This window comes from Pseudomonas sp. B21-040, assembly GCF_024748695.1.
GTDB lineage: Bacteria > Pseudomonadota > Gammaproteobacteria > Pseudomonadales > Pseudomonadaceae > Aquipseudomonas.
Genome location: NZ_CP087176.1, coordinates 4,000,015 through 4,024,351, shown reverse-complemented (window position 1 = coordinate 4,024,351; position 24,337 = coordinate 4,000,015). Strand labels below are relative to the sequence as shown.

Here is a 24,337-nt window from a genome sequence, read left to right as displayed (position 1 = left end):
GCGGATACCGGTTCAATGAGCGGTGGTTGACGCCGTTGCCTTGCGCAATGTTCGAACACAGGCATAGAGGTAGCGCAAGGTCGGTTTGCCGTTGGCGAAGATCAGCGTTTGCCAGGAATAGTCCAGCATTCGCCGGTAGACGCCGATCACGTCGGCATGCTCGCCTTTGCGGGAAAAGGCATTGAGAAAGTCAGTGTGGTTGCCCAGCACGAAATCGATCCGTTGCTGCTTGCTGAGCTGCGCGCCGTAGCGGGCGAGGTACACCTCGATGAACCTGATCTTGTTCGGGTAGTACTTCTTCGGTTGCGCGGTCATGTTGCCGGCATTGACCGTGCGCTCCAGCAGCACTTGCGGCACCGTGTGGATCTCCCAGTGTTCGGCGATCCGGGTCCACATGAAGCGGTCTTCGGAGTAACGCAGGCTGGCATCGAAGCCGCCGAGTTGCAGGATCACGTCACGCTTGACCAGCGCGGTGGATACGCCATTGAGGACGTTGGCGTGGATGAAATCGTAGAAATGCCGGCCGTTCTTGCGCAGATTGTCCATTTGCCGCCTGCCGTCGCTGTAATTGACCTGCGTGTAGCAGTCGATCAGCCCCACCGGCCGGCCTTGACGACTCAGTTCGTCATACAGGGCCAGCTGTAGCTCCAGTTTTTGCGGACGAAATTGGTCATCGGCATCGAGAAACGCCACAAACGTCTCCTCAGAGTGCCGCAGACCGTGGTTGCGGGCGCTGGCCTGGCCTTCGTTGGCCTGGTGCAACAGCGTCAGGCGAAACGGCGCCGCGAAGGCGTTGACCCGTTGTGGCCCGTCATCGGAGGAACCATCGTCGACGACGATGACGTGGTCGGGCAGTCGGGTTTGCCCGGCCAGGGACGCCAGTGTTTGCTCAATGCTGTCGGCGCCGTTGTACATCGGGATCACGACACACACTGTATGCGGTAAAGACGGGGCTTGGTCTGACACGGGTGTCTCTCCTTTTTACGCTTTGGCTGAATCGCGCGGTAATGCCCTGCCAGACGGACGCTGACGCAGGGTTGCCGGGGACAACTCGGGATAGGTCGCAGGGTGATGCCGAAAGGACAGGGCCAGGGTGCAGAACACCAGGAACTCGGCAGAGCGGTAGTTGGGAATCACGTACGCCACGTAATTGGTGACGGCGAACAGACCGATGATCACCAAGGCGCTGGCGCGAAACTGCGCAGACTGGTTCGCCGTCACGGCCCGGTACTGTTTGATCAGCGCTTCAGCGAGCAGCAGAGCCAGCGCGGTCAGTTGGATGATGCCGCCGTTGAGCAGGGTCTCCACGTAACCGCTGTGCGCGTTGCCGATGTAACCCCAACGCTTTATGAACGCGGCGGCATCGGGGCTGGACCAGAAGGCGCCGAAGCCGTAGCCCTTGAGGTATTGATCGTCGACAAACGGCCCGAGCAGCTCCCAGATCATCGTGCGGTCGGTGAGTGACGGGTCACGACCGGCCATTTCCAGCAACACCGCAAAGTTGCTGTAGAGGAACAGGCACACCAGCAGGTAGAGGAGGGTGCAGCCGAGGAACAACAGCTGCGATCGGTTCATGCGTAAACGGATCAACGTCAGGAAATACCAGTAGCTGATCGTGCCGGCAATCACCAGCACCACCCCGGTCGCCGACTGGGCAAGCAAGATGGCAATCAGCGAGAAGAACGAGCAGAACAATGCCCAGCGGTTACGCTGGCGAATCATCGGCAGCAGCAACAGGATCGCGATGGCGTTGATCCGTGCGCCGGCATTCTTCTCCATGAAAATCCCTTTGAACGCGCCTTCGCGAATACCGCCGGAAACGAACGCGGCGCTGGGCATGACCAGCGCCAGGATCAAACCGATCAACGCCGCCACGCCAATGGCGCAACCGAGCATGAAGGTGATTTTTTCGAGGCTGTAGTTGTAGGCGATGAAACCGGCGAAAAACACCACGCTGATCATCGCGACAAATCGTTTGAGGCTGAGCATCGGGTCAGAGGACCAGCCGATGGAGGCGATCACGCAGAGTAGGAACACCAGCAGAAAGAAGTTGCCGCGGTAAAAGCTTTTGCTGAGGAAGACCTTGTTGCGGATGAAGAAAAACAAAGGCACCAGCAACGTGATCAGGCCGCAGATCTGGTTGGTCACGTTGCCTTCGAGGTCTTTGTCGATGTCGTCGAAACTCGAGGCGCTGCCCAAACCGAGGACAAACGAAATCACCTGGATGTAAAACAGCACACCGAACAAGGTGAAGCCGTCACGCAGGGTGGAATAGCGGATCTCCAGTCTGTTCATGGCGAGGGACTCCCGAGCAGGGCGCTGAGGTAGGTTTTTACCGCGCTGGCATTCATGAAACGGGCGGCCGCGTCGAGGCGCGCCTGACGGTGTTCTTCTCGTGGGGTGGAGAGTTGCAGGGCAATCGCCTGCGCCAGGGCCATCGGGTCATCGACGGCCACGAGGGGGGCGACGACACCATTGATCAGGATGTCTTGCGGGCCATGCGGGCAACGGGTCGAAACCACCCGCGTCCCCGTGGACAACGCTTCGACCAGCGCATTGGGGCTGCCTTCGAAGCGCGACGACAACACGAAGCAATCGGCCGCCGCCACCTCTGCCATGGGCTCATGGGTGTAGCCCGGCAGGTCAAGCCGATGCCCCACGCCCAGCTTGCGAGCCTGTTCCAGCAATTGATCGCGCAAGACGCCTTCACCAAAAATGATCAGGCGCGCGTCGCGATTCGGCAGCGCGGCGAACGCGGTAATCAACGTATCGAAGCCTTTTTGCGGGGCTAGGCGACCTACGGCGACAATCACCGGGTTGGACGCTTCCAGCAGCCAGGGATGGCTGGGCGGTTGATGCGGTTTTTCCCGAAAGTCGTTGTCGAGCACCGGATTGTCGGCAATGGTCACGTCCTGGCGACGGGCAATGGTGGTGTCGATCAGGTCTTGGGCGACGCCGCGCGAGACGCAAATCACCGGGTTGGGAATCAGCCGATACAGCAGCGGCGCCACCGTGTAGGCGACGCGCACCATGAAGTCGGGGTTGACGTGTTTGTCGTGGGAGAACGCGTTGCGTTCGCTGACATGCAGCCGCGACAGCGTCCCCGACAACGCGGCGGCGACAATGGCGATCACGTTGACGTGAGTGAGCGCCGCCAGTTGCGCGTCGAAGCGGTTTTGTCGAAGAAAACGCACCAGTGCCGGTACGGCCCTTGAACTGCGCGGGCTGCGCAATTCGACCTTTTTTACCCGTGGGTCGAGGTACGCCGCGTTGACGCCACCGCCGGTGAGCATCAGCAGGGTCACGTCATTGCCCGCGTCCACCAGCGCCCCGGCCAGGCGCGTCATCATTTTTTCGGCCCCGCCTGCGCTGAGGTCGTGCAGGATAATCAGCAACTTTTTCATTGATTCCACACCTGGTAGTACGCTTGCGCGGCGTCCTGGCTGGTGTACTGACGTATCGCGTCGGAAATCATGCCTTCATTGACGGCGACCCGACCCTGCAAAAACAGGCTTTGCAGCATGCCTTCGGCCAGTGCCGGCGCATCGTTGACGTTGACCAGTTGGCCGAGGCGGCCGTTGTCCAGCAATTCTCTGGGCCCTGTTTCGCAGTCGCTGGCCAGCACCGGCGTACCCAGCGCCAAGGCCTCGATCAGCACCGTCGGCATGCCTTCATGCACCGAGCTGAGAATGAACAAACGTGCGTTCTTGAGCAGCGGATAGGGGTTACTCAAGAACCCGGTGAAATGCACCCGGTGCGCGATACCCAGGCGATTGGCCTGTACCGTCAGCTCACCTCGCAAGGGACCGTCGCCGGCAATCACCAGATCCGGTACCGCCTCGCTGTGCAGGGCCATGGCATAGGCATCGAGCAGCAAGTCAAAACCTTTTGGCGCCACCAGACGGCCCAGGCCCAGCCAATAATTGCGCGGAATTTCAGTGGGCAACGGCGCCTTGGCGGCGTGCAGCAGTTGATCGTTGATGACGGCGTTCGGGCAATAGCGGATGCGCTGACTTCCCCACGGCATCATTTCAGCCAGGGATTGACGCAACACCGTAGACACCGTCACCACCTTGCCGCTGCCACACAGGTACAACGCGTAGAGCAGGCGCAGGCCGGTGGGGCTGGTTTTCTGCTCCGTGCAATCGAGTGTGGCGTGGCGGCTATAGATGACCTTGCAAGGGCTGCCGAGGGTGGCGAACCATGTGCAAAGGTTCGCCTGCTCCTTGGCGGAAATGAGGTGGGTGATGCCTTCACGCTGAATCAACCGGCGCAACAGAATGATCGATTTGAGCCATCCGAGCAGACCGCGCCCGCCGCCGTCATTGAGGCTTTGAGCCCCTTGCGTGTCCGGCGTGTCGCCGTTGATGACGAAGAAACTCACGCGCTGGCCGTCCTTGAGAAACTGCTCGGACAAGCGCTGCTGGACGCGCTCGACGCCGCCACCCGACTTGAAATCCTTGAGGATGAACAGAATGTGCATGGTCATTCCCCGACACGGATGGTGACTTTGTGCCGAACGAGCATTGCCAGTAGTTGCAGGAAATTGCCGGGGTAGTCGACGAGGTAGCGTTTGATGGTGTGCGGCTCGCGGTACATCCGGTAGAACGCGCGCAAATGCAGGCGATTGATCACCTCGGGGTAGTACTGACACGTGGCCATGGCCTCCTGGCGAATGAACCCGCCACAGGTAAATGCCACACCGTGAAAGCCTGCGCGCTGCGCATCTTGTACGAACTGCTCTTGCAATCCGGCACCGAGGCCGACGATCAGGACATTCGCGTCGCTCTGGCAGATGTCGCGCCGGATGCCCTTGGCTTGCGCCACATTGAAGTAGCCATTGTGATAGCCGGCGATGATCAACTGCGGGTAGCGGGCCTTGATCTTGCTGATGAACAGCTCCAGCTCGGCCTGGTGGGCGCCGACGAAATACACCCGTTTACCCGATTGCTCGGCGCTGCCCAACACCGGGTCGGCGATGGATGTGAAATCGAAGCTGACCCGGCCGATGCTGCGCCCGGTCACCTGCGACATGAACGCCGACATCAGCATGCCGTCGCAAAAGTAGGCGACGGTGCCCGGAGTGTCTTTGAAAAAACTGCCGATGGACGCGAAGTTGATGAAGGAATACGCCTGATTGGCGTCGAGCAATTTCGGTGAGTAATGCCTGACAATTTTCAGCTTGATCATGGCCTGACTCCTTTCAGATGACAGCGCGGGTCTGTCGGCCGACGGACACGTAGGTAAAGCCGCGTTGGCTCAAACGCTGCGGATCGAACAGGTTGCGCCCGTCAAAAATCAGCGGTTGTTTGAGCTGTTGGTTGATCAGGTCGAAGTCCGGCGCACGGAACGATTGCCACTCCGTGACGATGACCAAGGCGTCGGCATTTTTCAGCGCCGCTTCTTTGGTGCCCGCCAAAGTCAGGTCATCGCGTGATCCATAGATACGCTGGGTTTCTTCCATGGCTTTGGGGTCGAATGCCTGGACGTTGGCGCCGGCGCGCCACAGCGCTTCCATCAACACCCGGCTTGGGGCTTCGCGCATGTCGTCGGTGTTGGGTTTGAAACTCAAGCCCCACACGGCAAAAGTCTTGCCGCGAAGATCGCCGTTGAAGTAATCGAAAACCTTGGTGTACAGGCTGGCTTTCTGTTCGTTGTTGCGTGACTCGACAGCCTTGAGTACTCGTGCATCGATATCGATGCTGGTGGCCGTGTGAATCAGCGCTTGCACGTCCTTGGGGAAACACGAACCACCGTAGCCCAGGCCCGGGTAGATAAACTGATAACCAATGCGCGGATCGGAGCCGATGCCGTGGCGGACCATTTCGATGTCGGCACCGAGTTTTTCCGCGATGTTGGCTATCTCGTTCATGAAACTGATCTTGGTCGCCAGCATGCAGTTGGCGGCGTACTTGGTCAGCTCGGCGCTGCGGATGTCCATGACGATGATCTTTTCGCGGTTGCGATTGAACGGTTCGTACAGCTCGCGCATGACCGCTTCGGCGTGCGGGCTATCGGTGCCGATGACGATCCGGTCCGGGCGCATGCAGTCTTCTACCGCACAGCCCTCCTTGAGAAATTCCGGATTGGAGACCACATCGAACGTCAGGTCGCTGCGACCCTTGTCGGCCAGCACCTGTTCGATGTGCGCACGCACCCGGTCGCCGGTGCCCACCGGGACCGTGGACTTGTCGACGATGATCCGGTGGCCGTCCATGTTCAGGGCAATGGTTTGCGCCACGCTCAGCACATATTGGAGGTCTGCCGAGCCGTCTTCGTCAGGCGGCGTGCCCACGGCGATCAGCAGCACCTCACCATGGCGTACGGCGCTGGCCAGGTCAGTGCTGAATTGCAGGCGGCCGCTGTGGTAATTGTCGAGCACCAGGCTCTTCAGGCCGGGTTCGTAGATCGGCAAGGTGCCGTCCTTCAAGGCCTCGACCTTGGCGGCGTCGACATCCACGCACATCACCGTGTGGCCGACTTCCGCCAGCGCAGCGCCCTGGACAAGGCCCACATAACCAATACCGAATACGCTCACATTCATGGTCAAACCTCAGAGAGTCGAAGCAGGGCGTCAGTAGATGTTTTTCGAAAACAGCGTGAAGGGCGTCTTGATCAGAATCTTGATGTCCAGCCACAGCGACCATTGGTTGATGTAGTTGAGGTCTTGGGCGACGCGCAGCTGCATCTTTTCCACGGTCTCGGTTTCGCCACGATGCCCGGTGACCTGGGCCAGCCCGGTAATGCCCGGTTTCAGACGATGGCGGGCCATGTAGGCCTGCACTTTGCCGGTGTAGTAAATGTTGTGGGTGACGGCATGCGGGCGCGGTCCGACCAGGGCCATTTGCCCGAGCAACACGTTGAACAGTTGTGGCAGCTCGTCGATGGAACTGCGGCGCAGGAAGCGTCCAACCGGGGTGACGCGGTCATCGTCACGAGTGGCCTGGCGTACCTCCTGATCGTCGTGGACGCGCATCGAACGAAACTTCCAGACCTTGATCACTTCACCGTTGCAACCGTGGCGGTTTTGCTTGAACAGCACTGGGCCAGGGGAGGTCAGCTTGATGGCGGCAGCGACCATCACCAGCAGCGGGCTGAGCAAAATGACGGCCGTCGCCGCCAGGCTGCGTTCAAACAGGTCCTTGCAAAACAGGCTGGCCGGGTGCGAGCTGATCAGGCTTTCGTTGAGGTAAATCGCCGGCATTCTCTCGATCTCGGAGATCGAGTGATTGAGCAGCACCATGCTGCCGAAATCCGGGATCCACACCACGTCGACATTCATGTCCAGCAGGTCGATGTACAACGCCTCGATAGTGGCGGCATGGGCCATGGTCAGGACGATGTAGACGCGCCGCACATGCAGGCGGGTGATGATTTCGCGAATCTCTTCGACGCGGCCCAGCAGCGGCAGGATGCTCGGCGCCGGGCCGATGTCGTCGGCGGTGGCGATAAACCCCAAGGCCAGTGCGCGGTTTGGCTGTGACAGTTTTTTCGCCAGTTCATGGGCGGTCGGGCAGGTGCCGATGATCACCGAACGGCGCTCCTTGCAGACCATGCGCGCGTGCAACCGTGCAAAGTAGTGCAGGGGCAGAAAGCTCAACGCCTGGACCAGAAAACCCAGGACCGCCCAGACCATGATGACCTGGCGCGAGTACTTCGCACTGGTCTGAGTGATGAAGGCAATGGCCCCCAGAACGGCCAGCAAGATCAGCCAGCCCGCGAGCAATCGACCGAGCCCGACCAACAGGCCGTGACGCTTGTGGTAGACCTGCATCAGGCTGTAAATCGGCACCGAACCGAGCACGGTCAGGATGATCAGAATGCGGTAATCGCTGGTCAGGCTGCCGACGCGCATCAACACGAGCAGCATCAGCAGCGAGGTGGTCAGCGTCATGGCGCACACCCACTGGGCCCAGAACGTCAGGCCGCGGCGGTGCGTCAGATGAGCGGTATAGAGCGGTGTCATGGGCTTGACCTCAAGGCAGACGTAGTGCGCAAACGCTGGACGGGCAGACACGGCGTGGCTCCCGCAGGCTTTTCCGTAGCTCGGCAGAGGTGAAGCAGCTTTTTTTGTTGTGTTTGAGGTGATGCAGCTTTTTGTTATGGCGGGGCGTTATGGTGAGGGGGGAATGCCCCCCTATCACTCATTACCGGGACGCGAAGTCGTAGTTGTAAAAGGTTCGGGAGTGGTTGTAGCCGTACTTGCGCGCCTTGCGCAGGTCGACCTGGTTGAGCACGGTGCCAAACACCGGTACGTGGCTTTGTTGCAACATGGCAATGCCCCTTTGTACCTGGCCGATTGACGTGCTGTCGGCCTTGACCACATAAATCACCGCGTCCGAATGCTGGGCCAGCAGCAGCGCATCACTGATCATCTCGGCGGGAGGGGAGTCGATGATGATGTGGCGGTAACGCAACTTGAGCGCTTCGAGCATGCGGGCCATGCGCGGCGAACTGAGCAAGTCCTGCGGTGGAGGCTGGCGCGCCGGATTGAGCGCATCGGCGGGAGACGGCAGGCGCGGCGCGGTGAACACATCCACCGAGGACGGCCCCATCTTTCCGGCCGGCAGCAAGTCCAGATTGCCGACCGACAAGATGCAGTCCTCGAGCCGGGCGGTGCCGGCAATCACGTTGGCCAGTCCGGGGCTGTCCGGCGGGAAATCAAAGTTCAGCGCCAGGGTGGGTTGGCGCATGTCGGCATCGATCAGCAGCACACGTTCAAGGGCGGTGAGCGAGCTGGCGAGGTTGTTGGCAATGGTGCTTTTGCCCTCGCCGGCGACGGTCGAGGTGACCAGCACGATCTGCGACGGCATGTCGCTGCTTTGCAGCATCAGCCAGGTGCGCAGGTTGCGAATGGTTTCGGAAAAACGCGGGTGGTCATTGTCCTCAAACAACCGAGCCAGTTGCCGGCGGCTTTTCTTCACGACCAACGGCACGACACTGAGCAATGGAATGTGGAGCATGCTCTCGATGGTTTCATCGGTCTTGAAGGTGTTGCTCAGGCTGTCGAAGAGCAGGGCCAGGGCCACGCCGATCACAGCCGCCAGCAACCCGACGATCCCCACAATCAAGGTTTTGCGCGGTTTGCTGGCTTCCACCGGCACAATCGCCGGGTCGACGATGCGCACCTTGGTCGAGTCCATGTCGGCGGTGGCGGCGGTTTCCTTCAAGCGGGTGACGAAGGTTTCATACAGCGCACGGGTGCTATCGACCTCACGCTGGAACTCGCGCAGCTGAAACTCCTTGCGAGCGATGTCCTGGATCTGCGCCTTGTTGCTGTTGAACGATTGGCGCAACGAGGCTTCGCTGGCCGAGGCGAGCTGGTACTGCCGCTCGATCCCGGCAACCACCTGCTGCACTTGCAATTGCAGGCTGGTGGTGGCGGCGCGCAATTCAGATTGCGCGGAAATCAGGCTCGGGTGTTTGGGACCATAGCGCCCCGACAGTTCATCGACTTTCGCCTGGGCCTTGGCCCGGTCCGCCTGGAACTGCTGGACCAGCGGGTTGCTCAACACCGCGGGCACACTGGAGAGCCGGCTCAAGTCACCATTGCTCAAGGCTTTGGCCTGACGGTATTCGCTCTCGGCTTCGGCGCGGGTACGGCGGGCATCGACCATTCGGCTGCCAGTCATTTCCAGTTCGTTGGCGCTGATGGTGGCGACGCCGCCGACATCGACCAGGCCTTGTTCTTCGCGATAGCCCTGGAGTTTTTTCTCGGCCACGCGCAAGTTGTTGCGCAACTCGACCAGCCGCGTGTTCATCCAGGCCGTGGTGGACTGCGAAGACTTCTCGCTGGTGTCGATCTGGCTGTCGGTAAAGCCTTGGGCCAGTGCATTGGCTGCTGCGGCGGCAAGATCCGGGTCGGGCAGTTCAACCTGGATTTCGAGCAGTTGGCTCTTGCCGACGAACTTGACCGTGGTGTGCAGCATCAGGTTTTGCGTGACCTGGTTGAAGACGTCTTCCTCGGTCGGGGTGTCCTTGACGGGCATCAAAATGGCCAGACCGGGGATCCATTGGTCGAGCTCCAGGGCCGCCAGCCACTTGCGCGGCGTGAACCAGGGCGCCGGTTGCTGGCGCGGGTCGGTGATCGGGTTGGTGGTGAGATTGAGTTTTCGCACCGCGCGTTCGGCCAGGTCCCGGGATTCGAGAAGGGCCTGCTGGGTCTGCAAGTAGTCAGTGGCGTTGGTGCTTGAGTCCTTGACTTGCTGGAAGGACATCAGCGGTGGTGTTTTTTCGTTGAACAGCAACGTGGTGCTGCCGATGTATTGCGGGGTAATGAGCGAAACCGCCACCGCCGCCAGGGCACAGCTAAACAGGATCAGCCAGCCGATTGTCCATTTTGCGCGCCAGATAACCCTCCACAGTTTGAGTAGGTCAATGGTGTCTCTGTCTTCGCTGTGCTGCTGATGCACGTGCGTTTGCAGAGGACGTTCGACGTAGGTGCTAGGGCTGTTGTCCATGATTAGAAAAAGCCTTGTGCAATGGAAATGGTGTCGCCGGGAGCAATCGTGGTGTTGCGGGTGACTTCATCGGTGAGCGTCGTACCGCCATCGCCGCGCACGATGGTCACGCGTTTGATCGAAGCGCGCTCCGTCAGGCCACCGCCCAACGCGATGGCTTTCTCCAGGGTCAGGCCGGGTATGAACGGATAGCTGCCGGGTTTTTGCACTTCGCCATTGATGTAGAACGAGCGGTACTCAATCTGGCTCAGGCTGACCTTCGGGTCGGTCAGGTAGCCCTGTTTAAGCCCGTCGACGATGATTTTTTCGACCTGGTTCGGTGTGAGCCCCTTGGCGGAAATCTCACCCAGGAACGGATAGGAAAACGTGCCGGCGTCACTGAGACGGATACGTTTGAGGCTCAATTCCGGTTCGCCAAATACCGTGATGCGCAAGACATCCCCGGCCGCCAGTTTGTACTGAGTACCGGAATCCGCTGCATGGGTCGTGGGGACAACCAGCAAAGTGAACAACAAGCCAAGAGTCTGTGAGTTCATGTCGAAACCCTCCTAAAGGCTTACGTTGAAGCTGATCGAAACAATGTTGCGGGTGAAACTTTCATTGTCGGCATCGGAATCGTTATCGCGGTAGCGATAGCCCAGTTCGATATCCAGCCAACGGCGCATGGCGTAAATCAAACCCAGGTTGTAATCCTGGAGATTGTCTGTACGGCTTTGGCCTTCGTAGACATACCGACCGTACCCGGCCTGGGCCACGGAGGTGATCCGTTCGGTCCAGCCATGACGCCAGCCGACCTGGGTGAAGGTCGACTTCACGGCATCAGCGCCATCGTCACCTTCGGCGAGGGCCTGGCGGGCGAGGAAGGTAAATGTCGAATAGGTTAGAGGTTTCCATTGCAGGTCCACTTGCCAGGTGGGGTTGTCGAGGTCTTTGGACTGGCTGCTGTCGAAGTTCTTTTTCTCATAGCCGATGCGCACTTTGCCTGTCGTGCGTGCGGTGACGTCCCACGTTGCACCGGCGAGTAGGGCATCGGATTTACTGCTGCGCGGACTGTTGGATAACAGATAATCAAAATTGGTGTGATCGTATTCCAGCAAACCGCGGGTATTACTGCCGATGCGGTGATACCAGGTAGTCGTCACGCCGGTGGTATTACGTTCTTTGTCGTCGTTGATCCCGTCGGCATTGTCGTAACGAAGTTCCGCATAACTGGCACCGAAATCGATCTGGTTATCTGCACTTTTGGCGCCGTAGGTATATAAACCGCCGACCCGTTTGTTATTGAGCTTGTCATTGACGCCTTCTACGGCCGTCGATTCTGTGCGCTCCCATTTACGGTATTCGGCTTCAAGTTTCAGACGGTGTCGATCGGTGAATTCCATGATGCTGTCCGCCCGCACGCGATGGGCCGTGTATGAGGCGTCCGACTCGTCGTGATAGATGTAGCGGGCGGGTTGCCAGATCAGGCGAGTGGCGCTGTTGCGGTCTTCGGCCTTGAGCTCGAAGGAGGGCGCCAAACGGGTGATCATGGAAGACTGCACATTGCTTTCTAACTCACGAAAGTTGTCATCGTAACTTTCAGAGACTAAAAAAGTCGGGGTGAAGTTGAAGCCGTAAACGTTTATGTATTGTGGGCGAATACTCCATGCCATCCCTGAATAAAGAGAGGCCGTGATCAGTGCAATAAGGCAGCGTGACTTCAAGGCCATGTTATAGCTCCTGAAAAAAAAGCATATAAGGCAAGCGATTAGTTATTTATTTGTAATGGCGTGCTATGACGTTCGAGATCACTTCGCGGGACGCAAATAGTTTGTTCCCGATTAAGAAACTGCAACAGGATCATGACGCGCTCGGCGCCGAGCGAGGAAATGAAGACGCCTTCAAGTGGCGACAGCGGCCCTCGAATGATCTGCAAGTGTTCGCCGGGTTTCAGGTCGTGGCTGGTGTGCGGTTCCGCTGATTCAATACAGCGCGCACGCAGATGCTCGATGACGTGCTCGGACACCGTCGCAGGACCATGATTGAATTCGACAATACGACTGACGCCGCGGGTAGAACGGATGGGCGCCCAATTGTCGCTACGGCTGAGATGGATAAACAAATACCCAGGGAAGAGCGATTCCAGCACCCGATGGCGTTTCCCGCGGATCACGCGTTCACTCACCAACTGAGGGTGGAAGATCACATAATTTTGTTGAAGCAGGTTGAGATGGGCACGTTCGTCCTGACGTGGTTTGCATTGCAGGAGGTACCAATTAGACCGTTCGGAGCTATGTGCTGGCATGCTGGTAAACTCTGTAATTAGCGAAGTTTAGGCAGGCAGTGGCTCTAGTGAGGCCTATGAAGTGAAGTTGGACGCAGATATGTTTTTTTATGTATGTATGTGCAGTAGTGTTTCAATACTGAAGCACATAGTGCTTCACGAAAGTGCAACGAATAACGTAATGCTCTAACAAGTAGCGCTTTGGGCATAAGACCGTGGCTCAACGTTGAAACAGACAAAGCTACCGCACGGTCTGCACATGGGACCCACAAAAAAATAGTTCTGAAGAGGTGGGTCTAAGGAACAACCGCCAATGCAGGCAATCTGCACTCACGCTCTGTTCAAATAGACCGGTGTAGTTATCGACCACTCTAAGCGGTCTGTCAAACGTTCCTTGTCAAAATACATGCCTTTTATCCATTGGCGATTTTGACAGTACGCAAGCAATTGTTTTTGTGGTTGATTTCCGTTTCGTCGGGTTTATTAAACTTTTGACGCTATTAATAGTCATCCCGACCGAGTGCAGTCCCCGATGTTGGGGATAGTAAGTAGTGAGCTCCCAATCTGGACCCAATGCAATAGCAACGCTATAACTAACAACTCTTGTCTGAACAACGGAGCAAGGCACTATGACCGTTCTTGTGACTGGCGCCGCAGGGTTCATTGGGTATCACACGGTCAAACGGTTGTGCCTCCAAGGTCTGGAAGTGATAGGCCTCGACAACCTCAACGACTATTACAGCGTGGCGCTCAAGCGCGCTCGGCTCGAACAATTGAGCGCGTTGCAGGGCTTCCATTTTCAGAAGATGGACATCGTCGACAAACCCGCCTTGATGGGGTTGTTCAACGAGTATCGCTTCACCGAAGTGGTGCACCTGGCGGCGCAAGCGGGCGTTCGTTACTCGCAACACAATCCGGATGCCTATGCTCAATCCAACCTGGTGGGCTTCTTGAATGTGCTGGAAGCCTGCCGGCACCATCCGCCCGCGCACTTGATCTACGCGTCAAGCAGCTCAGTGTACGGTGCCAACAGCAAACTGCCGTTCAGCGTCGATGACCGGGTCGATCATCCGGTTTCGCTGTACGCGGCGAGCAAGCGCGCCAATGAATTGCTCGCCGACAGCTACTGTCATCTCTACGGTCTGAAGGCCAGCGGCCTGCGCTTTTTTACCGTCTACGGACCGTGGGGCCGTCCCGACATGGCGTTGTTCAAGTTCACCGAAGCGATCCTCAAGGGCCAGCCCATCGATGTGTTCAACCATGGCCAGATGGCGCGCGACTTCACCTACATCGACGACATCGTCGAAGGCATCGTCCGGCTGCGTCTCAAGCCGCCACTGCCGAACCAGGCAGATGAGGGCGTCAACCGGATTTTCAACATCGGCCGTGGCATGCCGATTGCGCTGCTGGATTTTATCGAATGCCTGGAGTCGGCATTAGGGATCAAGGCGCAGCGCAATTACTTGCCGATGCAACCTGGGGATGTCATCAAGACCTGGGCCGATGTGTCGGCGTTGGCAGACTGGGTCGACTTCCGCCCGCAAGTGGCGGTTGAAGCCGGCGTGGCGCAGTTTGTGGCGTGGTATCGGCACTTTTATCAGGTGTGACGTCAGCTCAACACAAAGTCCACCGGCGCCAGCACCGGAGGCAGTTGTGTTTGCCCCATGGCGGTGAGAGTTTCGCGCTCGATGGTGCGCACGATCGCGTCGAGGGGCAGATCGTTTTCGTCGCGACCAAACGGGTCCTCCAGTTCATCGCCAATCGCGTCCAGACCGAAAAAGGTATAGCTGACAATCGCCGTGAAAATCGGGGTCATCCAGCCCAGCGGCTCGGCCATTGCGAAGGGCAGCAGGAAGCAGAAGAGGTAGCTGGTTCGGTGCAGCAACAAGGTGTAGGCAAACGGCAGCGGCGTGTGTTTGATCCGCTCGCAGGCGGCTTGCGCCTGGGTCAGGTGCGCCAGGTGGCTGGCCATGATCGTGTAGCGCCATTCGTTGATCACCCCTGACTCACTGAGTGCCGAACACTGCTGCGTGACGTTCAGCAAAATGCTCCCGCTGAAGTCGGGCGAGTGGTCATTGGGGATCGGATCGAGCCAGCGGGCACTCGCCTCCTGCTCGTTTTCCTGGCGAAGTTTTGCGTTGAGCGCGTGGGCGAACCCGCACAGCTGACTCAACAGGGCGTTGCGCGTATTGGCGTCCTTGATGATCGTGGTTTCACGAATCATCGAACGAATCGCGACCATCACATCGCCCCAGGCTTTGCGGCCTTCATACCAGCGGTCATAACAGGCGTTGTTGCGAAAACTCATGAAGATCGACAGCGACAGGCCCAGCAGGGTGAACGGCGTTGCGCTGACTTTGGAAAAGTAGCTGGGGTGCCACGTCTCGACGAGCACGATGACTGACGCCAGCAGCATCACCATCAGGCTGCGCAAGGCAATCCGTTTGGCGATGGAGCCCTTGGTGGCGCTCAGTATATTGATGAAGTTCGGTTTGGGTCTGACGATCATCGTGTTCTGCCTTCAGGTGTATCGCGTCGCGCGCAGGCTAAGAGCTTGAGGGCGGCGAGTCCAATCACTCTCTGTGACCGGGTGATCGATGCTGTCTATGAGCACGCTATTTTTCATAATCCAGCGCCCATGAGCTTCAGGTAGTCGGGGCTGTCGGAGATGGAGTTATGGCCGACGCCCGGGATCACTTTCAGCGTGGCCACGCCGGGCGCGAAATGGCGGTAGAGCCGCTCGGTACTTGTGCGAGGAATAACCTCGTCGTGCTCGGCCTCGATCATCAGCGTCGGCACCGTGATGTGGGCCGCGTATCGCCATGATTCAAATCGATCCTTGAGCAGCCACCGCACCGGAAACCAGCGAAACCGTTGTGCCGCCAGGCCTTCGAGGCTGTTGTAAGGCGTAATCAAAATCAGCCGCGAGGCCGGGCGCTGGCTGGCCAGGCGCACGGCAACGCCTGAGCCGAGGCTGCGCCCCACAATTGCGACCTGTGGATGGCTGTCGTAGACCTTGTCAAACAACGTCAGGGCATCGCGCGCGAGGGCTTCTTCGGACGGCGACCCCGTGCTGCCGCCAAACCCTCGATAGTGCATCAAGTACAGCGCGTGCTCGGGGAACGCCTGAGAAAACGCCGGCAAATTGCGTGATACATCCTCGGCATTGCCACCCAAATAGATCAACGCCTTCGGGCCGGCATGCGGGCGAACAGACACCTGAATGTGCGCGTCGTCGACGGTCAGCGTCAGTAGCGAGGCGGGCGTTTCGAGGGCGGCCGGTTGCGGGAAGTAGATCAAGGCGCGCTGAAATACGAACAATGCCGCACACAGCGCCAGGTACAACGCGGCAATGATGACGATGAGAAGCGCCAGGGTTCGAAACATTCGACTAACTTTAGTGGACGGCATGGACGGCATGGACGGCTCTGGGGCAGAAAACCGCGGACAGGTGATCGGTGTCAGAGTCTAGTCCACTGGCAGCAGGGCGCGCCGGGTCTGGCCACGCCCCGGGCGACCAGGGCAAACGGGATGGCGCCGGACGGGCAATACGATGAGCGGCACTGATGGATACACGCGTCGACAATTACTCACGCTGGCTGCCGGCGCTTCGGCGGTGTTTACCGTCGATCGAGCCTTCGCAACATCTGCACCGTCGACGGACACAGGAGGCAAGACCATGCTGACCCGCGCCATCCCCTCCAGCGCCGAGCCATTGCCCATTGTCGGGCTAGGCACCTATCGCGGCTTCGATGTCGAGCCGGCCAGCCCCGCCTATAAACAACTGCCAGAGGTGCTCAGTGCGTTGTTCAAAAAAGGCGGGACGGTCATCGACAGTTCGCCCATGTATGGCCGCGCCGAACAGACCACCGGTGAGTTGCTGTCTATTCACGAACCTCGCTCGCCGGCCTTTCTGGCCACCAAGGTGTGGACTCAGGGACGCGAAGAAGGCATCGCGCAAATGGAGCGCTCGTTCAAACTGCTGCAAACCGACCGCATCGACCTGATGCAGATCCACAACCTGCTGGACTGGCAAACCCATTTGCCGACTTTGCGTCAATGGAAGGAACAAGGGCGCATTCGCTACATCGGCATCACCCATTACACGGCGTCGGCCTATGAAGAAGTAGAAGCGCTGCTCAAGGCCGAGCCGCTGGATTTTTTGCAGATCAATTACGCACTGGATGATCGCACTGTCGAAAAACGCATCCTGCCGCTGTGCCGCGAACGAGGCGTGGCGGTGATCTGCAACCGGCCCTTCGGGGGCGGCGGTTTACTCGAGCGATTGAAGGGCAAGCCGTTACCCGGGTGGGCCGCACAAGTGGGGGTGACCAGTTGGGCGCAACTGGCATTGAAGTTCTTGTTGTCACATTCGGCGGTGACCTGTGTGATCCCCGGCACCGGTAATCCGCGTTACATGGCGGACAACGCCGGTGCCGGTTTCGGGCCGATGCTCACCGGCGCACAGCGCGAGCAATTGATCGATATCGTGGGTTAGGTGCGCTGGCGAAACCGCTGCGGGATGTCCTGCGCAAACGGAAAGAGTGAAAAGTACGGCCGCGCTTCGTCGATCACCCGTTGCACGGACGGTCTGTTCATCAGCCGATCAAAATAAGCGTTCAGGTGAGTGTGATCATCAGGGAACGGCTCAAGCGTACTGGCATAAAAAAGCGCCGGGGCCGCCGCGCAATCGGCCAGGCTGAACTCCGGGCTGGCCAGCCAGGTGCGATTCTCCAGTTGCCGGTCGAGCATGCCGTACACGGTCTGAAGTGTGGAGCGCTGTCGGGTCAGGTCACCCTCAGTTGCGAGAATGCGATCGAGAACAATCTGTTGCAGCGGTGTCTGCAGGTAGTTATCGCAGACACGGTCCCACTGGCGCACCTCCAACGCAGTGTCCCAGTCGGCGGGAATCAGCAGGTGGTGCCCAGCAAAATACCGATCCAGGTACTCGATGATAATCGTGGACTCAGCCACGTTACGCTGGCCTGCGTGGTCGCAGATGACCGGGAATTTGCCCAGTGGCCAGAGCGCCAGCAACTGTGCTTTCTCGCCGGCGTTGCCCAAATCAATGAGCCGTCCCTCGAAATCGATAGCGTGTTCATAGAGCGCGATTAGCACCTTATGGCAGTACGACGACAGCGGATGGTAATAAAGCGTCAGCATATTCGGGCTCCTGCGGGGGAGTGATCTTTACCAGCATAGTCGTCGTGCGCGGCGGTTCGAAATGCGGTGCTAGACTTTTCAGGTTGGATCGATCAATTCCACCGGCAACGCGAGGACGAGAAGGCTGGAGGTATGACATGACTGTTCAATCGCTGGATAAAGAACACATCAGCGTTGTGGTTCGCAATTATGTAGAGGGCATGGTTTTCGCCGACGAAGTACTGCTACGGCATGCGTTTCATCCCGCTTGTCGCATCATCGGTCATTACCATGGAGAGCTGGAGTGGGCATCGCTGGATGACTTTATCAGCGCGATCAAGGCTGAGGGGCCTGCGGCCAAAGGGATTGAGCCGTATTGGGACACAAAAAGCGTCGATATCACAGGGGATGCCGCCGCCGTCAAAGTGATCGATGACTACGCCGGCATGCGCTTCACGGATTATCTGTCGTTACTGAAAATCAATGAGCGCTGGATGATTGTGAACAAGCTCTATTATTTCAACGAATAAAAAAGCAGTGCCTGGGAAACCAGGCACTGCGTGCACTCAGCGGCGATCCAGCCACACCGTCTGCGCATTGCAGAACTCGCGTACGCCGAAATGCGAGAGTTCGCGGCCAAACCCGCTTTTCTTCACGCCACCGAAGGTCACGCGCGGGTCGGAAGCGCTGTAGCCATTGATAAACACACCACCAGTTTCCAGTTCGCCGGCCATCTGTTGGGCGAGCTCGACATTGCTGGTGTAGATGGTTGAAGCCAGGCCGAACTCACTGTCGTTCGCCAGTTCCAGTGCGTGTGCTGCATCGCGCGCGGTGATGATCGACGCCACCGGGCCAAACAACTCCTGTTTGAATGACGTCATCTGATCGGTGACGTTGGCGAACACCGTCGGCTCGTAGAAGTTACCCGGGCCTTCGGCCTTCTTGCCGCCCAGCAGCAATGTCGCGCCTTCTTCCAGGGTGGCGCGCACTTGTTGATCCAGTTCATCACGCAGATCAAAACGGGCCATCGGGCCGATGTAGGTGCTGGTGAGCAATGGATCGCCAACCACCAGCTTGCGCGTGGCTTCGACGAACTTGCTGGTGAACGCCTCGACAACGCCTTGCTCGACGATCAAGCGCTTGGCCGCCGCGCAGACTTGCCCGGTGTTCTGGTAGCGACCGATCACGGCGGCTTTGACCGCTTCATCGAGGTCGGCATCGTTGAGCACGATGAAGGGGTCGGAACCGCCCAGTTCCAGCACGCATTTCTTCAACGCTGCGCCTGCCTGAGCGCCGATGGCCATGCCGGCGCGCACGCTACCGGTGAGGGTCACGGCGGCGATGCGAGGATCGGCAATCGCCGTGGAAACGCCTTCTGGCGTGACGTTCAGCACTTCGAAAACACCTTCCGGGAAACCGGCAGTCTTGAAGGCTTCCAGCAGCAAGTAAGCGCTGCCCATCACGTTGGGCGCATGCTTGAGCACGTAGGTGTTGCCGGCGATCAGGGTTGGAACGGCGCCACGCAGCACCTGCCAGATCGGGAAGTTCCACGGCATCACGGCCAGAATCGGCCCGAGCGGGCGGTATTCGATGCGTGCTTTGCCGCCTTCAACCAGCGTCGTTTCGGCGTTGAGCATGGCCGGGCCGTGTTCGGCGTACCACTCGCACAGTTGTGCGCACTTTTCGATTTCACCGCGCGCCTGGGTGATTGGCTTGCCCATTTCCAGGGTAATCATGCTGGCCATTTTATCGGCGCTGTCGCGCAGGGCCTTGGCCAGGGCGATCAACAACTGCGAGCGTTGCTCAACAGCAGTTTTGCGCCAGACGCGGAACCCGCCAGCCGCCCGTGCCAGAGCCGCTTGCAGTGCCGAGTCGGATTCAAAAGGGTAGTGGCCGATCTGTTCGCCGTTGAGCGGGTTGATCGAAATGGCGTGGGTAAGGCTGGAAACTTGCGTCATGGCACCGTCCTGCTAGGTGGGAATGTGCGCAGGTTACGGTGGTGTTAAATTTCTGGAAACTGAATAATACTGAGCATAACGTTCACGTTTGGAGAATGACTTGGATCTGGTTCAGTTGGAAATTTTCAAGGCCGTTGCCGAGCACGGCAGCATCAGCGTCGCCGCGCAGCACATCCACCGAGTGCCCTCCAACCTGACGACGCGGATCAAGCAGTTGGAGCAGGACCTGGGCGTGGACCTGTTTATCCGCGAGAAAAGCCGCCTGCGTTTGTCGCCGGCCGGCTGGAGTTTTCTCGACTATGCCCGGCGCATCCTCGACCTGGTCCAGGAAGCCCGCGCCACCGTGGCAGGCGAAGAACCACAAGGTTCATTCCCCTTGGGTTCACTGGAAAGTACGGCGGCGGTACGCATTCCCGAGCTGCTGGCGGCCTATAACCAGAAACACGCCAAGGTTGAACTGGACCTGTCCACCGGCCCCTCGGGGACCATGATCGATGGGGTGCTGTCGGGCCGGCTGGCCGCCGCGTTTGTCGATGGGCCGGTGTTGCACCCGGCACTGGAAGGCGTGCCGGCGTTTGAAGAAGAGATGGTGCTGATCGCGCCGCTCCACCATTCACCGATTTATCGCGCGCAGGATGTGAACGGCGAAAACATCTACGCCTTCCGCTCCAATTGCTCGTACCGGCACCACTTCGAAAGCTGGTTCACCAAGGACGCGGCGGTGCCGGGCAAGATCTTCGAAATGGAGTCCTATCACGGCATGCTCGCGTGCGTCAGCGCCGGTGCGGGCCTGGCGCTGATGCCGCGCAGCATGCTCGAAAGCATGCCGGGTTGCACCACGGTGAGTATCTGGCCGCTGTCGGAGTCTTTCCGCTATTTGCGCACCTGGCTGGTATGGCGCCGGGGCACGGTGTCGCAGAGCCTGACCATGTTTGTGCGTTTGCTGGAAGAACGTGGGGTGGTACAGCAACAAACTTGAAACCACCCCATAACCCTGTGGGTCAGAAGGGCTTGTTGGCACTCACCAGCCCCTCGGCCTGCCCGGCAAACCACTGCATGATCAGCGCGCACGCCGGATGGGACGCCGCCGAGGGTTGCAGGCACAACGAATACAGCCCTCGGGTCTTCAACGGGGCGCCGAACGGGACGACGAGCACACCACGCTCGATCGATTCCTGGGCCAGGGTCATGTCGGTCATCGCCACGCCCAGACCCCGTGCCGCAGCATCCAGCGCCAACTCGTCGAGGTTGAAGGGAATGTGCCGATAGTCCTCCAGCGACTTGCCGCCATTGGCCGCCAGCCAATCGATCCACGCTTGTTTGTCGGCCGAACGATGCAGCAGGGCAAACCCGCTCAGGTCGTCCATCGACGCCAGCGGCCGGGTAGCGCTGGCAAGGCCGGGGGCGCACACCGGAATCAGCGCTTCTTCGAACAGGGTCAGGCACGCAGGATCGCTGGACGGCTCGGGCAGGTAGAGGATGTAGGCATCGCTGTCGCTGGCCGGCTCGACAATTTCGGTCGCCACGGTCTCGATCGACAGGGAAACGTCCGGGTGATTTCGATAGAAGTCGCTCAGTTTCGGCAACAACCAGCGTACCGCCAGTGAAACATGCATGCGGATACGGAACGGGCGTTTTTGCGGGGAGAGGCGGTCTTCGAGGGTTTTCAGTTGCTCAAGGATACTGCGCGCGCTGGTCAGCACCAGTTCGCCCTCCGGCGTCAGTCGAAGGCTGCGGCTGCTGCGCACAAACAGCGGCACGCCGAAGTGACTCTCCAGTTGCTGGATTTGTCGGCTGACGGCGCTTTGGGTCAGGCAGAGCGTGTTCGCGGCTTGCGTGAAGCTACCGGCATCAGCGACTTCCACCAGCGCCTGCAAGGCCTGCAGGTTGGGCACGTGGCGAATTTTATCCATGCGTTTTCAGAATGGCTCAATGATTTTATAACGTTGGTTGTATCACCGAAGACCTAATAGATTCTAGCCCTGACGGCTGCCATCACTTATCGCCTATGCGATTCACGCATGAGCAGGCCGGGAATAAGAGTCTAGGCAGGTGACGCATGAAAAATGAATGTGGCTGGATCGCGCAAGCTCAAAGCGCTCCAGTACGTGATCGTCTGAAAGGGCCGCAAACAGCCAATTGGCTGGTGATCGGCGGCGGCATTACCGGCTTGAGCGCCGCCCACGCCCTCGCGCAATTGCACCCTCAGGCGCGCATCGTGGTGGTCGACCGCCAGCGCGCTGCGCAAGGTGCTTCGGCGCGCAATTCCGGTTTTGTGGTGGCCCATGAACACCCGGGCACCGATGAGTTGATCGACAGCCCCGGGTTCGCCGGGTTTGAGGTGGACACCACCATTTCACGTGCGGCCAATGCCGAAGTGCACGCGATGATTCTGCGTCACGGCATCCAGTGTGAGTTTCGCGATTCGGGCTACTACTTTGCCGTCAGCGATGCCCGCAAATTGACCGACGTCGAGGCCAAGTTGCAAACGCTGCGGGCACTCGGGGCAACTGCGCAGTATCTGGAAGGTGAACAACTGGCGCAGAAACTCGGCACCGGGCATTACCGCGCCGCAATCTGGTGCGGCAAGGGCAATGCGCTGCTGCAACCGGCCAAATACGTGCAAGGCTTGCTCGATGCGCTGCCGGAACGTGTGACCGTCTACGAAAACACCGACATCACCGGTCTTGAGCGCCTGGCAAAAGGGCGTCTGCGGGCCAACGGCATCGAGGGCAGCATCGAGGCGAAGCAAGTGCTGGTGTGCCTGAACGCCTTCGTGCCTCGCGCCGGTATTCAGGGCAGCGGAACCTTTGCCATGGAACTCAGCGCCAGTCTCACACGACCATTAAGCGACGAAGAGTTTCGCAACATGGGCAGCGTGGAACCGTGGGGCGTTTTGTCGACCCGGCCGCTCGGCGCCACGGTACGGCTGACTCCTGATCGTCGAGTCATGATCCGCAACACCGCGGAATACCGTTCCCGGGATTTGTCCGCCAGCGAACTGTCGATCCGTCGCCAGCACCATGTGCTCGGCTTGCAACGGCGTTTCCCTTGGCTGGGCGAGCAAGACATCCAATACACCTGGACCGGACACCTGAGCGCCTCGCGCTCCGGGCAGCCGTATTTTTCGCAGGTGCAAGAGGGCGTGTACGCCGTGGCCGGCTGCAACGGTTCCGGCGTGGCGCGCGGCACGTTGTGGGGGCGGTTGCTCGCGGAACTGGCCTCAGGCATTGACTCGCCAATGCTCGATTCGGTGATGCAGCGCGCACAGCCGGGCTGGCTGCCGCCGCGACCGTTGCTCGACATCGGTGCCATGCTTCGGATGCGCGTAGAGGCCATTCGGGCAAAGACAGAATTCTAGAAACCCGGTTATCACAAAAGAACAAAAAGGTGATTGAACATGCGCGTTAACACGATTTCCCTGATGGTCTTGCTCTCGACGGTGTCGGCAGTCAGCTATGCCGAAGAACAGGTCAACATTTCCAACTGGAATGGCTACATTGCCGATGACACCCTGGTCAACTTCACCAAGGAAACCGGGATCAAGGCCACTTACGATATTCACGACAGCAACGAAGTCCTGGAATCGAAGTTGATGACCGGCAACACCGGTTATGACGTAGTCAGCCCGTCGAACCACTTTCTCTCCCGCTTGATCAAGGCCGGGGCGATCCAGAAGCTCGACAAGAGCCAGCTGCCCAACTGGAAGAACCTCGATCCGGCGTTGATGAAAAAACTCGAGGTCAACGACCCGGGCAATCAGTACGGCTATCCGTACATGTGGGGCACGGCGGGTATTGGCTACAACGTCGAGAAAATCAAGGCGATCTTCGGCAACACGGACATCACCCATTCCTGGAAACTGTTTTTTGATGAAGACAACATCAAAAAGTTGAGTGCGTGTGGGGTGGCGATTATCGATAACCCGACGCAAGTCCTGCCAATCACCCTCAATTACCTCGGCCTGCCACCGCACAGTCACGAGCCGGCGGACTACAAAAAAGCCGAGCAGGCGTTATTCAAAATCAGGCCCTACGTGCAGTACTTCCATGCCTCCAAGTACATCAGCGACCTGGCTAACGGCAATGTCTGCGCGGTGATCGGGTTCAATGGCGACGTTGTGCAAGCCGCCGCGAGTGCCAAGGAAGCCAACAACGGCATCGACATCGCTTACTCGATTCCCGACGAAGGTTCGACGCTGTGGTTCGACATGGTGGTCATGCCCAAGAGCGCGCCTCACGAGAAGAACGGCTACACCTACATGAACTACCTGCTGACGCCGCAAGTGATTGCCAACATCAGCAACAGCATCCATTACGCCAACCCTAACAGTGCGGCTGATGCGTACGTCGTGCCGGCCGTGAAGCAGGACCTGGCGATTTACCCGCCAAAAAGTGTGCTGGATAAACTGTTCACCGTAGAAGAACTACCGGCTGCCATTGCACGGTTGAGTACCCGGTTGTGGACCAAGTTGAAGACCAATACCTGATGAACATTGGGTCCCGTTGCCGGGA

22 protein-coding genes are annotated in these 24,337 nt (G+C 58.9%); 6 read left to right on the top strand and 16 right to left on the bottom strand.

The window, feature by feature from the left end:
• Positions 1-12: 12 nt before the first annotated feature.
• From LOY55_RS18460 to rfaH, 11 genes are all read right to left on the bottom strand, one after another.
• Positions 13-966, bottom strand: coding sequence for a glycosyltransferase family 2 protein (locus LOY55_RS18460; RefSeq protein WP_046030298.1), 954 nt, complete (start codon positions 964-966; stop codon positions 13-15).
• Between the two features lie 15 nt (positions 967-981).
• A complete protein-coding gene (locus LOY55_RS18455; protein WP_109786245.1) occupies positions 982-2,295 on the bottom strand; it encodes an O-antigen ligase in 1,314 nt (437 codons plus the stop codon).
• The gene (locus tag LOY55_RS18450) at positions 2,292-3,404 is read right to left on the bottom strand and encodes a glycosyltransferase (RefSeq protein WP_046030296.1); all 1,113 of its coding nucleotides are present in this window, start codon (positions 3,402-3,404) and stop codon (positions 2,292-2,294) included. The genes LOY55_RS18455 and LOY55_RS18450 overlap by 4 nt, the downstream gene beginning before the upstream one ends.
• Positions 3,401-4,483: a glycosyltransferase gene (locus LOY55_RS18445; RefSeq protein WP_109786244.1), complete on the bottom strand. Its 1,083-nt coding sequence runs from the start codon at positions 4,481-4,483 to the stop codon at positions 3,401-3,403. Before LOY55_RS18445 ends, LOY55_RS18450 begins: the two co-directional genes overlap by 4 nt.
• A gap of 2 nt (positions 4,484-4,485) precedes the next feature.
• On the bottom strand, positions 4,486-5,190 hold the full coding sequence (locus LOY55_RS18440; protein ID WP_109786243.1) for a WecB/TagA/CpsF family glycosyltransferase: 705 nt from the start codon (positions 5,188-5,190) through the stop codon (positions 4,486-4,488).
• 13 nt (positions 5,191-5,203) lie between these two features.
• Complete coding sequence (locus LOY55_RS18435; RefSeq protein WP_258666153.1) at positions 5,204-6,544, bottom strand: UDP-glucose/GDP-mannose dehydrogenase family protein; 1,341 nt, start codon at positions 6,542-6,544, stop codon at positions 5,204-5,206.
• A 30-nt stretch (positions 6,545-6,574) separates the two neighbouring features.
• On the bottom strand, positions 6,575-7,966 hold the full coding sequence (locus LOY55_RS18430; RefSeq protein WP_046030291.1) for an undecaprenyl-phosphate glucose phosphotransferase: 1,392 nt from the start codon (positions 7,964-7,966) through the stop codon (positions 6,575-6,577).
• Between the two features lie 181 nt (positions 7,967-8,147).
• Positions 8,148-10,460, bottom strand: a complete 2,313-nt coding sequence (locus LOY55_RS18425) for a polysaccharide biosynthesis tyrosine autokinase (protein ID WP_046030289.1) — start codon at positions 10,458-10,460, stop codon at positions 8,148-8,150.
• A gap of 2 nt (positions 10,461-10,462) precedes the next feature.
• Positions 10,463-10,996, bottom strand: a complete 534-nt coding sequence (locus LOY55_RS18420) for a polysaccharide biosynthesis/export family protein (protein ID WP_109786241.1) — start codon at positions 10,994-10,996, stop codon at positions 10,463-10,465.
• 12 nt (positions 10,997-11,008) lie between these two features.
• The gene (locus LOY55_RS18415; RefSeq protein ID WP_258666150.1) at positions 11,009-12,169 is read right to left on the bottom strand and encodes an outer membrane beta-barrel protein; all 1,161 of its coding nucleotides are present in this window, start codon (positions 12,167-12,169) and stop codon (positions 11,009-11,011) included.
• A 38-nt stretch (positions 12,170-12,207) separates the two neighbouring features.
• Positions 12,208-12,744 (bottom strand): transcription/translation regulatory transformer protein RfaH, encoded by a 537-nt coding sequence (gene rfaH / locus LOY55_RS18410; RefSeq protein ID WP_109786239.1) that lies wholly within the window; start codon positions 12,742-12,744, stop codon positions 12,208-12,210.
• A gap of 608 nt (positions 12,745-13,352) precedes the next feature.
• Between rfaH and LOY55_RS18405 the strand changes: the two genes are divergently transcribed.
• Positions 13,353-14,330, top strand: coding sequence for an NAD-dependent epimerase (locus LOY55_RS18405; protein WP_046030279.1), 978 nt, complete (start codon positions 13,353-13,355; stop codon positions 14,328-14,330).
• Positions 14,331-14,332: 2 nt separating this feature from the next.
• Here the strand turns inward: LOY55_RS18405 and LOY55_RS18400 are convergent, their stop codons facing one another.
• A complete protein-coding gene (locus LOY55_RS18400) occupies positions 14,333-15,232 on the bottom strand; it encodes a bestrophin family protein (protein ID WP_077431962.1) in 900 nt (299 codons plus the stop codon).
• 113 nt (positions 15,233-15,345) lie between these two features.
• Positions 15,346-16,134 (bottom strand): alpha/beta hydrolase, encoded by a 789-nt coding sequence (locus LOY55_RS18395; RefSeq protein ID WP_258668355.1) that lies wholly within the window; start codon positions 16,132-16,134, stop codon positions 15,346-15,348.
• Between the two features lie 142 nt (positions 16,135-16,276).
• Between LOY55_RS18395 and LOY55_RS18390 the strand changes: the two genes are divergently transcribed.
• Complete coding sequence (locus LOY55_RS18390; protein WP_109786237.1) at positions 16,277-17,221, top strand: aldo/keto reductase; 945 nt, start codon at positions 16,277-16,279, stop codon at positions 17,219-17,221.
• Here LOY55_RS18390 and LOY55_RS18385 read toward each other — a convergent pair.
• Complete coding sequence (locus LOY55_RS18385; RefSeq protein WP_258666146.1) at positions 17,218-17,886, bottom strand: glutathione S-transferase family protein; 669 nt, start codon at positions 17,884-17,886, stop codon at positions 17,218-17,220. The genes LOY55_RS18390 and LOY55_RS18385 overlap by 4 nt on opposite strands.
• Before the next feature lie 137 nt (positions 17,887-18,023).
• On the opposite strand from LOY55_RS18385, the gene LOY55_RS18380 reads away from it, so the two are divergent.
• Entirely contained in the window at positions 18,024-18,395 is a 372-nt protein-coding gene (locus LOY55_RS18380; protein ID WP_258666144.1) for a nuclear transport factor 2 family protein, read from the top strand.
• Positions 18,396-18,431: 36 nt separating this feature from the next.
• Here LOY55_RS18380 and LOY55_RS18375 read toward each other — a convergent pair whose 3' ends face one another.
• Positions 18,432-19,823, bottom strand: coding sequence for an aldehyde dehydrogenase family protein (locus LOY55_RS18375; protein WP_258666142.1), 1,392 nt, complete (start codon positions 19,821-19,823; stop codon positions 18,432-18,434).
• A gap of 100 nt (positions 19,824-19,923) precedes the next feature.
• Between LOY55_RS18375 and ptrR the strand changes: the two genes are divergently transcribed.
• Entirely contained in the window at positions 19,924-20,802 is an 879-nt protein-coding gene (gene ptrR, locus LOY55_RS18370) for a putrescine utilization regulator PtrR (protein ID WP_046030266.1), read from the top strand.
• Positions 20,803-20,824: 22 nt separating this feature from the next.
• Here ptrR and LOY55_RS18365 read toward each other — a convergent pair whose 3' ends face one another.
• Positions 20,825-21,736 carry a LysR family transcriptional regulator gene (locus LOY55_RS18365; protein ID WP_077431966.1) on the bottom strand — a complete coding sequence of 304 codons (912 nt, stop codon included), beginning with the start codon at positions 21,734-21,736 and terminating at the stop codon, positions 20,825-20,827.
• Between the two features lie 146 nt (positions 21,737-21,882).
• Here LOY55_RS18365 and LOY55_RS18360 point away from each other — a divergent pair, with 146 nt between their 5' ends.
• Entirely contained in the window at positions 21,883-23,184 is a 1,302-nt protein-coding gene (locus LOY55_RS18360; RefSeq protein WP_258666141.1) for an FAD-binding oxidoreductase, read from the top strand.
• Between the two features lie 39 nt (positions 23,185-23,223).
• The gene (locus tag LOY55_RS18355) at positions 23,224-24,312 is read left to right on the top strand and encodes a polyamine ABC transporter substrate-binding protein (protein WP_046030261.1); all 1,089 of its coding nucleotides are present in this window, start codon (positions 23,224-23,226) and stop codon (positions 24,310-24,312) included.
• Positions 24,313-24,337: the final 25 nt, after the last annotated feature.

Coding starts and splice junctions, on each gene's coding strand:
- LOY55_RS18405 (WP_046030279.1), top strand. CDS start 13,353: ATGACCGTTCTTGTGACTGGCGCCGCAGGGTTCATTGGGTATCACACG.
- rfaH (WP_109786239.1), bottom strand. CDS start 12,744: ATGCCAGCACATAGCTCCGAACGGTCTAATTGGTACCTCCTGCAATGC.
- LOY55_RS18365 (WP_077431966.1), bottom strand. CDS start 21,736: ATGGATAAAATTCGCCACGTGCCCAACCTGCAGGCCTTGCAGGCGCTG.
- LOY55_RS18450 (WP_046030296.1), bottom strand. CDS start 3,404: ATGAAAAAGTTGCTGATTATCCTGCACGACCTCAGCGCAGGCGGGGCC.
- LOY55_RS18415 (WP_258666150.1), bottom strand. CDS start 12,169: ATGGCCTTGAAGTCACGCTGCCTTATTGCACTGATCACGGCCTCTCTT.
- LOY55_RS18455 (WP_109786245.1), bottom strand. CDS start 2,295: ATGAACAGACTGGAGATCCGCTATTCCACCCTGCGTGACGGCTTCACC.
- LOY55_RS18425 (WP_046030289.1), bottom strand. CDS start 10,460: ATGGACAACAGCCCTAGCACCTACGTCGAACGTCCTCTGCAAACGCAC.
- LOY55_RS18440 (WP_109786243.1), bottom strand. CDS start 5,190: ATGATCAAGCTGAAAATTGTCAGGCATTACTCACCGAAATTGCTCGAC.
- LOY55_RS18380 (WP_258666144.1), top strand. CDS start 18,024: ATGACTGTTCAATCGCTGGATAAAGAACACATCAGCGTTGTGGTTCGC.
- LOY55_RS18435 (WP_258666153.1), bottom strand. CDS start 6,544: ATGAATGTGAGCGTATTCGGTATTGGTTATGTGGGCCTTGTCCAGGGC.
- LOY55_RS18385 (WP_258666146.1), bottom strand. CDS start 17,886: ATGCTGACGCTTTATTACCATCCGCTGTCGTCGTACTGCCATAAGGTG.
- LOY55_RS18400 (WP_077431962.1), bottom strand. CDS start 15,232: ATGATCGTCAGACCCAAACCGAACTTCATCAATATACTGAGCGCCACC.
- LOY55_RS18375 (WP_258666142.1), bottom strand. CDS start 19,823: ATGACGCAAGTTTCCAGCCTTACCCACGCCATTTCGATCAACCCGCTC.
- LOY55_RS18445 (WP_109786244.1), bottom strand. CDS start 4,483: ATGCACATTCTGTTCATCCTCAAGGATTTCAAGTCGGGTGGCGGCGTC.
- LOY55_RS18390 (WP_109786237.1), top strand. CDS start 16,277: ATGAGCGGCACTGATGGATACACGCGTCGACAATTACTCACGCTGGCT.
- LOY55_RS18430 (WP_046030291.1), bottom strand. CDS start 7,966: ATGACACCGCTCTATACCGCTCATCTGACGCACCGCCGCGGCCTGACG.
- LOY55_RS18395 (WP_258668355.1), bottom strand. CDS start 16,134: ATGCCGTCCACTAAAGTTAGTCGAATGTTTCGAACCCTGGCGCTTCTC.
- LOY55_RS18360 (WP_258666141.1), top strand. CDS start 21,883: ATGAAAAATGAATGTGGCTGGATCGCGCAAGCTCAAAGCGCTCCAGTA.
- LOY55_RS18355 (WP_046030261.1), top strand. CDS start 23,224: ATGCGCGTTAACACGATTTCCCTGATGGTCTTGCTCTCGACGGTGTCG.
- LOY55_RS18420 (WP_109786241.1), bottom strand. CDS start 10,996: ATGAACTCACAGACTCTTGGCTTGTTGTTCACTTTGCTGGTTGTCCCC.